At 50.8% G+C, this 12,844-nt stretch carries 9 protein-coding genes and 1 CRISPR repeat array; of the genes, 3 read left to right on the top strand and 6 right to left on the bottom strand.

The features are described 5' to 3' along the window. Positions 1-10: 10 nt before the first annotated feature. From csy2 to O1721_RS11615, 5 genes are all read right to left on the bottom strand, one after another. Positions 11-946: a type I-F CRISPR-associated protein Csy2 gene (gene csy2 / locus O1721_RS11635; protein ID WP_032647880.1), complete on the bottom strand. Its 936-nt coding sequence runs from the start codon at positions 944-946 to the stop codon at positions 11-13. After that, positions 943-2,253 carry a type I-F CRISPR-associated protein Csy1 gene (gene csy1 / locus O1721_RS11630; protein WP_032647879.1) on the bottom strand — a complete coding sequence of 437 codons (1,311 nt, stop codon included), beginning with the start codon at positions 2,251-2,253 and terminating at the stop codon, positions 943-945. Before csy1 ends, csy2 begins: the two co-directional genes overlap by 4 nt. A gap of 15 nt (positions 2,254-2,268) precedes the next feature. Further along, complete coding sequence (cas3f, locus tag O1721_RS11625) at positions 2,269-5,493, bottom strand: type I-F CRISPR-associated helicase Cas3f (RefSeq protein WP_032647878.1); 3,225 nt, start codon at positions 5,491-5,493, stop codon at positions 2,269-2,271. After that, entirely contained in the window at positions 5,490-6,473 is a 984-nt protein-coding gene (gene cas1f, locus O1721_RS11620; protein WP_032647877.1) for a type I-F CRISPR-associated endonuclease Cas1f, read from the bottom strand. The genes cas3f and cas1f overlap by 4 nt, the downstream gene beginning before the upstream one ends. Positions 6,474-6,796: 323 nt before the next feature. After that, positions 6,797-7,606: direct repeats of the CRISPR family, unit length 28 nt; unit sequence TTTCTAAGCTGCCTGCACGGCAGTGAAC. Between the two features lie 177 nt (positions 7,607-7,783). After that, the gene (locus tag O1721_RS11615; RefSeq protein ID WP_032647876.1) at positions 7,784-8,227 is read right to left on the bottom strand and encodes a hypothetical protein; all 444 of its coding nucleotides are present in this window, start codon (positions 8,225-8,227) and stop codon (positions 7,784-7,786) included. An 818-nt stretch (positions 8,228-9,045) separates the two neighbouring features. Here O1721_RS11615 and O1721_RS11610 point away from each other — a divergent pair. From O1721_RS11610 to O1721_RS11600, 3 genes are read left to right on the top strand one after another with little or no spacing between them, the layout of a single operon-like run. Beyond that, a complete protein-coding gene (locus O1721_RS11610; protein ID WP_032647875.1) occupies positions 9,046-9,747 on the top strand; it encodes a hypothetical protein in 702 nt (233 codons plus the stop codon). 2 nt (positions 9,748-9,749) lie between these two features. Then, a complete protein-coding gene (locus O1721_RS11605) occupies positions 9,750-9,968 on the top strand; it encodes a hypothetical protein (protein WP_032647873.1) in 219 nt (72 codons plus the stop codon). A 3-nt stretch (positions 9,969-9,971) separates the two neighbouring features. Next, positions 9,972-10,451: an Hcp family type VI secretion system effector gene (locus O1721_RS11600; protein ID WP_072026006.1), complete on the top strand. Its 480-nt coding sequence runs from the start codon at positions 9,972-9,974 to the stop codon at positions 10,449-10,451. 105 nt (positions 10,452-10,556) lie between these two features. Here O1721_RS11600 and clpA read toward each other — a convergent pair whose 3' ends face one another. Continuing rightward, complete coding sequence (clpA, locus tag O1721_RS11595; RefSeq protein ID WP_006809407.1) at positions 10,557-12,836, bottom strand: ATP-dependent Clp protease ATP-binding subunit ClpA; 2,280 nt, start codon at positions 12,834-12,836, stop codon at positions 10,557-10,559. Between the last annotated feature and the right edge of the window lie 8 nt (positions 12,837-12,844).

The following is a 12,844-nucleotide window of genomic DNA, read 5'->3' as shown; positions in this document are numbered from 1 at the left end:
TAAATCCTTTTTATTTTGAATGTGCAGATGTCACCGGCGCGCCCGCGCCCTGACAGTAGTAGCCCGTTTCTGTCGTATGAAAACGCCAGAAAATTTCATTAAGGGACTGAATCCGGTGCAGACCGCACCACTCGCCCACGCCATACACCGCCTCCGTAAACGCAAAGGGTGTTTCTGCATCACGTGCGTTACTTACCATGCCGGGGGAATAGAGCGCAGAAATCCGCTGATAGCCAGTCATTAAGGGCACCAGATAACCGGAGTTAGGTTTAGGAACATAGTGCCAGTTTGCCGGTTCGCCCTCACGGATGTCGCCCTCCTCCGGCGTTTCAGCCTGAAACTTCATCGCAGCGAAATCGAGCCAGGCATCAAGCAGCGAGGTATTGGGGTCGCTCTCAAGAAGCGTTTGATAATGTTCCCCCAGCCAGTTGCTGCGATCGCGTAAGGCAAAACCGGGCATCAGCTGCCACTGCAACCGACACAGGTCACGACTGTCGGACGGCATCGCCATGACGGTAATAGCCTGAATATCGACGATGATGCCACCCGCCAGCCTGAGCGTAGGGCAAACCTGGCTGAGATGCTCTGCCAGATCGCGCTGCCCGTATTCGCCATTAGGAATTTCCCCATGGCATTCCAGCAGCAACGAAACCGTCATATGCATCCGGCCCTCTTCATTAAAGGAGGCTGTTTTCGCGTCCCGGGTGAGCGGATTGCGCGTCAGGGCAAACTGATAATCACGACCGGACGTATGCGCGTGGATCTGGTGCTCGTGGCTGACGACAGCACAGCCATCGATTTTTAGCCCGTGGGTTTCCGTCAGCTTGCGAGATAACGCATGGGAAAATCCCAGAAAATGGGTGATGGCGGGAAAACCATACGTCAGGCCAGCAATGGCGTTGGCGTTTTCAACTCTGATGCGGTGAAGCAGGATCAGTGAGCTCATTTCAGCGCCTCCTGAATGATTTTTTCCATTTCGCGGAGGTTAGAGCGTAAACGTTCGCGAGTTTCCCATTCACGTTTTTCCACGGCACCTAAATCCGGCATCGCCTTGCGCAGACGTGCGTTCAGCCACAGGGCAAAATCTTCTGCCACAGCGCCCTGCCAGTCGCCCTTTTCTCTCTCAAGTCTGAAGGCTTCGTCTGTTTTTGTGCGCCAGGGATCGAGCCAAAGCTGTTGATGTGGTTTCAGATTGGGACAGTTAAGCGTCCAGTTTTGCCAGGCTTCGCGTTGAAGTTCAGATGCAATTTCGAACAACAGATCGATAAGCATATTGATATAGCCATCACGAGCCTCGCGAATACGAAAACTGGTGTAACTGCCCGTTTTCGTGAGCAAGGAAACCAGCAACTGAATTTGACTCCTGGCACGACGGTCAAACTGCCCACCCGAGGCGAAAACAGAACGTAGATTTGTTGGCGCCTTTTCTGCTCTTTTCCCCTGCGGAGGCTGACAGGAAAGTAGCCAGCACCGCCCACCGCGCACGCTGTTGAGATAGGAAATATTTTGCGGTTTAGTACCGCCGAAGTGTATTTCCGCCGCATCCGGGAATAGCGTCAGCGGAGTGGGATGCCATGTTTTCTCACGACGTGCTTTCCAGATGGCTTTAACTTCATCGCCAAAACGGAAGGCAATCATTTTCTGATGCATGGCGTGTACAAGCGAGGTGGCGAATAGCGGGCTCAAGAGGTGATAACCTTCCCCTACCGGAAAATACCCCTGTTTCGCCAGCTTGTGCGAAGCTGGTTCTCCGGGGGTTAACGCACGGGAAAACCCCGCAATCCACTCCCTCAGTTGATTCTCGCCATCGGCAAAAGCGGCCAGCGCAGCGTGATCGCCCCGTTTCAGGCTTGCCAGAAGGGAGTCGCCACCGTCTACCCGCGTTTGCAGCAGCTTTGCAACATCCAGCGCCGCAGCGTTTCCCACCGCATCCGGTTCCAGACCTGACAACGCAGCGGTGCTGAGATACCCTTCCTGCGCCACTGCCTCGCTGTAAATACTGCAACTTTTTGAATCCCCGTGGGTAAATTTCGCCGCATGGGTCACGAGGTTAATTTGTCCGGCCCGCTTCGCGGCATCCGTCAGCCATGCTTTCGGTTCATAGCGAAGCTCCAGCTCCCGGCGTTCTGCCGCAATCGTTGCGCTATCTGCATCGCTGCGCTTTGCGGCCTCTTTATCAAATGCTTCCAGCTTTGTTTGCCGTCGCCCGGCAATGTATTCAGCTATGAAGGCGCTTAATGCTTCAACTGACATACTTACTCCTGACTCTTAGAGATATTCCCTGAATACACCCAATACCTGGTGATACAGCCATTCCTCTGCCTTTTCTTTTCTTTCGTCCCTCAGCGTGATTTCGCCATACCGTCGCGACACCACAGCCAACTCCATCTGCTTCTCATCCGCCAGCGCCTGTAATACCTCGGCATAATCAATTGCAATCCACGGCTCAACGCCATCAGCCATGAATAACGGCTGTATGCAAAATCGTCCCGCAGGTTTTAACACCCCGTCTTCCTGCATCAGGCAAAATTCAGGTTCATCACCCTCCTCTTCCATACTCAAAAAGAACGAGGCCTGAGCTGAAGCGCGTCGAAATGGTGTCCGTTTCTGAAGCTCACCGTTCCAGGTCAGCGGCAACCGCCACCACAATGCGGCGACCGCATCTGATTTATCGCCGCCTTCCAGCAGTGCGGCACGCAACCGGGTGTGCTCCAGCGCCGCAAGGGCATTGCCGGGAACATCCTCAGCGATGCGCGGGATCGCATTCAGGGTGCGATAGCCTTCTTCATCGATCAGTGCATGGAGGTCATGATGAAGCAGCAGATGCTGCCCGGTTTCAAAACCGGGTCGGCAGTAGGCAACCTTTTCCCCGTGAAGGGCGCGGACGTTGCGATCCAGAATTACCAGGTTTTCGCTCTCAGGAGCGATCTGACGATGGCGCTGAATACGTCCCGCAAACTGAATAAGTGAACGCATTGAGCTCGGCTCAATAATCCCCCAGTCGGCATCAAAATCGCGCCCGACCTCCAGAACGGATGTTCCGAGCACGACAAAAAGATGATGTTGTTCCTGCGATGCCAGCGCCTGCTTAACTTCAGGCAACTGCCAGATCCGCTCCGGCGCGTGCCGCGTAAATGCACAATCGAGTCGTTTTTCAATCGCCGCCCGCACCGCCAGCGGATGCTGGCTGTGATAAACGCAGTAATGGATGCTGTAATTATCCGGGGAGGGTAATGCCATCAGCGTTTGCGCGACGGCAACCAGCGGATTGATATTGGCCATCCGCACCAGACCAAACGACACGGTTTTGCCAGCGTTATGCGTGCTGTGATGAAGGCCGTGCAGCGCGATCATTTGCTGGCGTAGCGTCTGCGCCAGCGCGGAGACAACATCTGTCTTGCTGGAAGATTGCGGCTCCACGGCAGCCAGTTTCCCCAGACGAAGCCGCGGCTGGTCAGGCAGACGTTTGATCCGCTGGCGAACAAAATCGCCATGCGCCCGGTGAAAATGCGCGTCGTCGGCCACGTCCTGCGACTGCGCGCAATACTCATCAAACCAGGCGCAGCAGATATTCATCGGTCTGTCAGACTGACCGCATGCGGCCTGCCAGGCTTTGCGCCCTTCCCGATAGGCTTCAAACAGCGCTTCCGTTAGCGCGGGCGGCAGCGTCGCGGAGGAAAGCAGCACCCGGGAACCGAGCATTCCGGCCCAGTTCACCAGTCGACAAAGGGCGTGCAAATCATCAATGTCGAAATCGTCAGGCTCATCAAGCACCAGATCGCTGGTCAGCAGACGCAGCATGGCAGGGATCTGCCTGCCGCCACGCACGCCTTCCGTTGCCGGCATCAGGTGATCGATCGTTGTCACCAGCACCGGCGCGCTGACCAGGCGATTAAGCGCGGGTTCTTTCGACAGCCACTGCTGCGCCGTGCCGCCGCTCGTCGCGCCTTCATAATGGACATAATGATGGCTGGCGAAAAACGCTTCATCGCTGGCGCTGTTGTTATCTTCCGTATCGTTCCCCTGGTAAAGCTCCTTCACCGCTGCCGCACCGGTCACGACGGCCAGTGTGTCATCGTCCAGCCCCAGGCGAGACTGCAACGCATGTCCCGTCTGTAGCGTTAAGGTCCGCAACCCCAGCGCGACGCTAAAGCGGCATCCCTCCTGCTCGTCTGCCAGAGCGTACATAATCCGGGCGTTGGCAAAGGTTTTACCGCATCCGGTCGAGGCCATATTGATGCCAAAAAAGCCCTGCTCAGCACTTTTATCCCGTAGCGAAGAGGCGACATCCCAGGCCTTGTTTTGCCAGAAAAAACGCGGATCTTTCGCCCTTTCCCTGAACGCTTTATGTCGGGCGATGGCGGGTAATGCGCGCCGTAATGTGGGAAGGGAACGACCCATCAGCAGAGCATGATGCGCCACGCCCACGTTATGTTCATCCAGCTTTTGGTTAGGCTCGGGATTACTGTTGGCCCAGATCTGGACAGCGTCGTCCTGCCAACCTGAATACGCAGGCTGCGACGAGTAGAAATGATCTGCCAGCATCAGCGACAGACGCGCAAGGTGGAGAGTAAACAGGTTATCAAGCGACCCAAAGTCAAGTAACGCGGGGGTATTCCTGATACGTTTGCCAATCTGTCGGGCTTTCTCGCGCCAGGTTTTACTTCTTAGCGGCGTGCCGTGAGGGAATTTCCAGACATTTTTTAAATCACGCTCTTTCCACTGATGTTTTTCGGTGGATTTATGATTAAGCGAGTTCCAGTCTGCGTTCAGCTGTCGCTCAAGCCAGCCATCGCAGTACAGTAATTGTGGCTCTGCCGAATGGGACTGCGGTAAACGATGGTGCGACAGCATCAGCCAGGCCACCACTCGCGCCAGAGGGGGCAGGTGACCCAGCGGACTGCCGCTTTTTTCCGGCGTATCCATCGTCAGGGCTTTCAGCATGGCTTTTTCGTCAGTTGCCTTGAGATGTTCCAGCGAGGCTAGCCACTGCGCATCGGTTTGTTGCCCGACAAAAGCCTGAAACAGACGCACCGAAATCCATTCGTGTCGGTATGGCTGAAAACGGTGCTTACTCTCTTTCAGCAGCGTTTGCTGGAAGCACATCCCCGCTTTGCCAAAATCGTGAAACAGCCCAGCGATGGCCGCCAGCAAGGCGATGCTTTCTGCACTTTGCCAGCGGTGTTCGCTGTCATTGCGGATAATTTGCAGCGTCGTACGATTTGTTGGCACGCGCCCTTGCGCGTTAAAGCGACGCAAATTCCCGACTATCCACAGCAGTTCGGTTTGACCGTTTTTTTTCAGCCAGTGGCAGGCCACGGCGGTATTACGTCGCGCAGTTTTACGCAGCAGCTTGCGCAGTGTTATGGCACCTTCCATCGTAATCGTCGTCTGCCACGCCGCGTCTCCAGTGCGCTCAGCAAACTGATCGATAATCTGACAGCTTTGCTCGCGCGCACGTTTGGTACACCGAGAGATAATCAGCACATTCATTTTGTGCTCCCCGCCAGCGACTGCGAGGTTTCCTGCAACGTGGTAATCATCACATCCAGCGCATCGGCCTGCTGAAAGGCATTAATACAGCGCTGGCGAAACTGTTGATTATCTTCACCCTCCATAGCCGCAATAAATGCCTGCGGCATAACGAGGGCGTCTTTGATTAAATCGGCAATATCAAAAACCAGCCCGCCGCGTCGGGTTTTGCCATGCATCACCGCCAGACCGTGCGGAATGCCCGTCACCCAGGCCGCGACCGCCGCCAGCCCGTAGGCCAGATAATTACCCTGATCGAGAAAACGGTTTGCCATATCCGCCCCGCCACCCCGTTTGGCTCGGGTAAAATTGCCGTAACCTGTCGTCTGGCTGGTTAGTTTATAGAGCGATTTCGTGAGCTGGGCTTCCTGGAGCATCAGAGAGGTGTGGTCCTGAGCCTTTTCCATACCCTGTCTGGCACGTTCGAGGAGAGTATTCAGAGCATCTTTATCTGGCTGAAAGGCCATTTCGCGCTGCATCCGCAACCCTGACCACTGTTTTTCAATTTGTTGTAATCGAATAAACTGAAAGTGTTTTGCCGCCTGCAAGCGCTTTTCTTCATTAAACCAGAAGGAGACCCAGTTCTGTAAATATTCCGTCGGGCGATATTCACTCTGCGGGCATAGCCAGGAGACATCAATATCCACTTCATTCGCGGAATAGAGTGGCGTGCCATCCGTGCCACAAAAACCGACCATCACGCCCGCTCGCGCGAACTCCCGCATCGCCATTTGCGTCACGGATGTTCCCATTCCCAACATTACTGCCGTCGTATTAGCGATGGGAATATTCCAGTAAAAAGACTCTTTACCTTCCTGAGTGACATATTCAACGCGTCCACCATTTACCTGAATACGGCATTTTTCCAGGTAATAGATATTGGCACGTTTTGAATGAAGAATGGTTTTTAAGTCGGATGGGGTAATGCTGTTCGCTGGCATAGCAAGTGCTTTTTATTTCAATATGTTGAATGCGAGGTATGTTAGCGGAGATTAGATGAAGACAAATGTGACGCGTATCAAATGAATAATAATTGTCGGAATATCGAGATAAAAAACCTCTGACGTATTTAATGCATTATTTTTGTGAATAATATATATGAGGAAATATGGTTGTGGGGTGAATGAGTATTGAGTTTATTTAAAATACAAAGAGGATTGTGGTGATGATTATGGGTTTTAAAATAGCTGGAGTGAATGTTTGGGGAGTATGCTGCCTGTACGGTGGTGAACAACATGGTGATAAGCAGGGCCAATGCGGTTGCTTTCTAAGCTGCCTGCACGGCAGTGAACGGTTATCTGTTTACCTTGACTGGGAAAATAGATTTCTAAGCTGCCTGCACGGCAGTGAACTGAGCTCTTCAGTCGTCTGGGGGATCGTTATCTTTCTAAGCTGCCTGCACGGCAGTGAACAATGGGCTGAGTCAATCATCAGCAAGGCTATGTTTCTAAGCTGCCTGCACGGCAGTGAACAAGGGATATCACGTTAGTTACTCCGCGGCATGTTTCTAAGCTGCCTGCACGGCAGTGAACATGCGGGTGCTCGGAATCCCGCCACCCCGCAATTTCTAAGCTGCCTGCACGGCAGTGAACATCATCGTTATGGACGGCCAGCGCTTTGGCGAATTTCTAAGCTGCCTGCACGGCAGTGAACAAGCCCTCAGAAGCGCCTGATGATGCTGACGATTTCTAAGCTGCCTGCACGGCAGTGAACAAGTCACTGAACCGGTACCGACAATTACCGCATTTCTAAGCTGCCTGCACGGCAGTGAACGCTCCATCTGGAAGTTTCTTTGTGCGATCAATGTTTCTAAGCTGCCTGCACGGCAGTGAACAACGCTACAGGCCGTTGATCATTAAACAGTGCTTTCTAAGCTGCCTGCACGGCAGTGAACGAAAAGGGAAATAATCACCGCCCGCGGTATAGTTTCTAAGCTGCCTGCACGGCAGTGAAATTTGACGTACTAGGCCCAATGCGTATAATGGATTTCTAAGCTGCCTGCACGGCAGTGAACCATCGTCATAGTGGCGGTGTTATCTTGCATCATTTCTAAGCTGCCTGCACGGCAGTGAACTGGAAGAAATCTTCGCCATCTTATTGTTCGAAAAGAAAATAATCAACATATCTACCTCAAACCCTTTTTTCTGCGGCCTTTATTCGCACAATAAAAATCAATAACTTAAAGAACCGCTCGAAAAAAGGGTTTCGCCATACCGCGCCGGAGCCCCTCCCCCGACGCACGACACTAAACCTAATTAATGATATGAATTACAGGCTTTCCACATTCAGGTGCAACCACATCTGCCGCCATCGAATGTGTAATGTCATGCAGCAATCCTGTCAGATGGGGCAGCATCTCGCGGTCAAAATGCGACACCAGCAGCACGTGGTTTAATGCCCGGCAGTAATCGCACTTAATTTCAGTATCTTCCAGCAGCCACTCATTGCCCTTCGGCCGTTCCGCCTCGTCGTCAAATTCAACCACCCGGAAATCACTCATTGATTCTGCGAGTTCAGTTTTGACTACGTCCAGATAAGCACCAAGACAACGGCAAACGGGCTGCGTTTGCGGGAGCGAATGGCAGTCCAGCAGGATTTCAGTGAGCAAATTACAGCGCTCGACGAGGGCTGGGAAATCGGGATTGAGGGAGAGTTCACTATAAAGTTGGGAGATAGACTGGTTTTCCATATTCATAATTTCCATATTAAGAGCTGAAAACTACCACCAGAAACGCCAACTTCGGGTGGCAGACTGAACCGGTTTGGCGTACCGACCATATGGAAAATCGGCGCTTCAAAAGAAGCTCCGGTTCAGCCCACCATATTTGAAGATACGGATTATACCGCAGCTAAAAAAAGAGTGAACAAAACCAGTGACGTTGCATTAGCAACACCTTTCCATATGTGTGTAATCAGGACGCCAATCCCGGCACCTGATTTTGCAGGTGCGCCGCCATTCTATTACTGTGGTTTTATCCAGCAACAAACGTCGAACGAAACTGGAAAGCGCCTCGCAAAATTTCTCAACAGCCTCAAGCCCTTACCCTCTCCCACAAGGAAGGACATCAAAAAATTGATCAAACAATAATGAAATTTCATTTACTCCTTGTCCTGGAGTAAACAAAGCCACAGAAATAAGCAGCACGCTTACCTGTTTGTTTTATGCTCATAAAGCGAATTTTATAGCGTCCGGACAGTTATCGTATCATCACTACAAAACACTGCGCTCTACAGTTGCCTATAGCGACCTTCTACCCGAAAGAACAATTGCAAATGAAATCAAATCAAAAGATATAAGAACTATTCCTAATGAGGCACTTTTAAAATGGAAAATTAAGCTGATAGAAACAGCCAATAACTTATACATTCAGCGCATTAATTATTTAAGGCTATTCATCTACTAAGTTAATATCAAGACTGCCTTTTCTCTTATTTAACAGAATTGAGAGCACGATCACTTGTTCAAAGCGTTCCATATAAGATGATGTACGCATTAAAGAAAAGGAATGCATTATGTATTACAGTGAAGATATTATTAATAAAATAGGAACTGATAAAGAATTAGCCATAAGATTAGACAAGGCTATGAGCGGGGTCAAAGAGGAAGTTATTGATTATTTAAATAACCTCGGTGATGCAGCAACGCGCCTGTTATACTATTCATCATGTTTAACGAAAAATTATCATGATGTTTGCACCCGATTAAAGGATGAAGATGTCAGATTCGTGCAGGGGTTAGGCGAGTTAGTTATACATCGGAATTTAATTTTCAGGATGATTAAAATTTATATAGAAACAGTTCTCAAAAGCAAAAATGAAGTAGAAAAGAAAAGCATCCTTGAAAGATTAACACTATTCACTAAAAACATTTCCATAAAAACCTTCTCAAAATCCGCCTTAATTTATTCCATTGTATCTTACATTTGTTATGGTAATAAAATGAATGCCTCCGTTGAAGCTGCTTTTGTTAAAAAAATAGGAGCGCGCGCTGGCATTCCAATTACTGCATTGAACCTTTATAGCATTGTTAACAAGGCTTCTGAAAGTGCAAATAGATTAAAAATTTTTATGCCACAATTTTATCATGCACTTTATGTTGAAAAACTTGAGATGATGTATTTTCTTATTGAGCCAATTATTATGAAGGCTGGATACTTAAATATAAACACAGCATCTAACATTGAAATTACTAACGCGCTAAAAAGAATGATGTAATCATGTTAAAGCCAATCATGAAATTTTTAAAAAAATTCTTTAATAGTGTTATACAGGATTGTTTCAATGATATTTACTGGTACGGTGTATTTATCTTTTCCGCTTTTCTTTCAGGTATAGTAGCAGCCAATATAGATGATATTAAAATAGCTCACAACATTATTCTGGGAATTTTTATTATCGTATTTGTAATTGCTTTCCGCTTCAGAGACAAAGGATAAAAAATGACAATACCGGCACATATGTGGCTTACTGATGAAAATAACTCACCTATAACAGGTGAATGTTTAATGCCTACACGATTGGGTTCTACAGAGCTTAAATCGTTCAATCATTCTGTATGGATTCCTACAGATTATAACACTGGAAAACTTACTGGAACACGCCTACATGTTCCAATTACATTTGAAAAAGAGATAGATCGCCTCACTCCCTATTTATTCAGGGCGGTATGTCAGGGTAGAACATTTGGAAAAGCTTTAATTAAAATGTACAGAATTAATGAAGCAGGAATAGAAGTAGAATATTTTAATATAAAATTGGAAAACGTAAAGATTACAAGAATTTCTCCAATTTTATTTCCAATAGGAGTCGCAAGTAAGCATATGGAAGAAATTGAAATTCGTTATGAATCAATAGAATGGATTTACTGTGATGGGAACATAATGTTCAAAGACTCATGGAATGAAAGAGCAGTAGCATAAAAAAGGAACGCCGAAGAGTCCTTTTTCTGATGTGCCCATACGTCTCTTTACTTGTAAACATTAAAAACGGCAACCGAAGCTGCCGTTTTGCTTTTACCTTACAACTCAGTGAGCCGCTTCCGGCTTGTGCTTCGCCGCACTCTGGAAATCGTACGTCAGTTCGTTCTTCGCCTGATCCAGCCCCACCGTTACCTGACCGCCGTCCACCAGCGAGCCAAACAGCAGCTCGTTCGCCAGCGGTTTCTTCAGGTTGTCCTGAATCACGCGCGCCATCGGACGGGCGCCCATCGCACGGTCGTAGCCTTTCTCAGCCAGCCAGTTGCGGGCCTCCTGGCTCACTTCCAGCGACACGCCTTTCTGATCCAGCTGAACCTGCAACTCGACGATGAACTTGTCCACCACCTGATGAATCACCTCGGTAGACAGATGATCGAACCAGATAATGTTGTCCAGACGGTTACGGAACTCCGGCGTGAAGATCTTCTTGATCTCTTCCATCGCATCGGTGCTGTTATCCTGGTGGATCAGGCCGATGGATTTACGCTCGGTTTCCCGCACCCCGGCGTTGGTGGTCATCACCAGCACCACGTTGCGGAAATCGGCCTTGCGCCCGTTGTTATCGGTCAGCGTCCCGTTGTCCATCACCTGCAACAGGATGTTGAATACGTCCGGGTGCGCTTTCTCGATTTCATCGAGCAGCAGTACCGCGTGCGGGTGCTTGATAACCGCGTCCGTAAGCAGGCCGCCCTGGTCAAAGCCCACGTATCCCGGAGGCGCACCAATCAAACGGCTGACGGTATGACGCTCCATATACTCGGACATATCAAAGCGCAGCAGCTCAATGCCCAGCGCTTTGGAGAGCTGAACCGTCACCTCGGTTTTACCCACCCCGGTCGGGCCGGCGAACAGGAAGGAACCGACAGGCTTGTGGTCATGCCCAAGGCCAGCACGGGCCATCTTGATCGCTTCGGTTAAGGCCTCAATGGCTTTATCCTGACCAAAGACCAGCATTTTCAGGCGATTGCCGAGGGTGCGCAGCGTATCACGGTCGCTCTGAGAAACGCTCTTCTCAGGAATACGCGCGATGCGGGCCACCACGGACTCGATATCCGCCACATTCACGGTTTTCTTACGCTTGCTGGCTGGCATCAGGCGCGCACGCGCACCCGCCTCATCAATCACGTCGATCGCTTTATCCGGCAGATGACGATCGTTGATGTATTTCACCGCCAGTTCCACCGCCGCACGTACCGCTTTCGCGGTGTAACGCACGTCGTGGTGTGCTTCGTACTTGGTTTTCAGGCCATTGATGATCTGCACCGTTTCGTCAACCGACGGCTCGGTCACGTCGATTTTCTGGAAACGACGCGCCAGCGCACGATCCTTCTCAAAGATGTTGCTGAACTCCTGGTACGTCGTGGAGCCCATCACGCGGATCTTGCCGCTGGAGAGCAGCGGTTTGATCAGGTTAGCGGCATCCACCTGGCCACCGGAGGCCGCACCTGCGCCGATGATGGTGTGGATCTCATCGATAAACAGAATGCTATTGGTGTCCTGCTCCAGCTGTTTTAACAGCGCTTTGAAACGTTTTTCGAAATCACCGCGGTATTTGGTGCCCGCCAGCAGCGAGCCAATATCCAGCGAGTAGATGGTGCAGTCGGCAATCACTTCCGGCACGTCGCCCTGCACAATGCGCCAGGCCAGCCCTTCGGCAATCGCGGTTTTACCCACGCCAGATTCCCCCACCAGCAGCGGGTTGTTCTTACGGCGGCGGCACAGCACCTGGATGGCACGCTCCAGCTCTTTGTCGCGACCAATCAGCGGGTCGATACCGCCAACGCGAGCAAGCTGGTTAAGGTTGGTGGTGAAGTTTTCCATACGATCCTCCCCGCCTGCTTGCTCTTCATTGCTGTTGATCTGTCCGCTGGGATCCGATGCCTGGTTAGGCTCGTCTTTTCGCGTTCCGTGAGAGATGAAGTTGACCACGTCGAGCCGGCTGACTTCGTGTTTACGCAGCAGGTAGGCCGCCTGGGACTCCTGCTCGCTGAAGATGGCGACCAGGACATTGGCGCCAGTCACTTCGCTACGTCCGGAAGACTGGACGTGGAAAACCGCGCGCTGCAACACGCGCTGGAAGCTGAGCGTCGGCTGCGTGTCGCGCTCTTCTTCACTGGCTGGCAGCACTGGTGTAGTTTGTTCGATGAAGGCTTCGAGTTCCTGACGTAGCGCCACCAGATCCACGGAGCAGGCTTCCAGCGCTTCGCGGGCAGATGGGTTGCTAAGCAGTGCGAGCAGCAGGTGCTCGACGGTCATAAACTCATGTCGGTGCTCACGCGCTCTGGCGAAAGCCATGTTTAAACTGAGTTCCAGTTCTTGATTGAGCATAGGCACCT

It is taken from the genome of Enterobacter cloacae complex sp. HYC033_NIDB (genome assembly GCF_056673335.1).
This window is presented reverse-complemented; position numbering and strand designations above follow the sequence as displayed.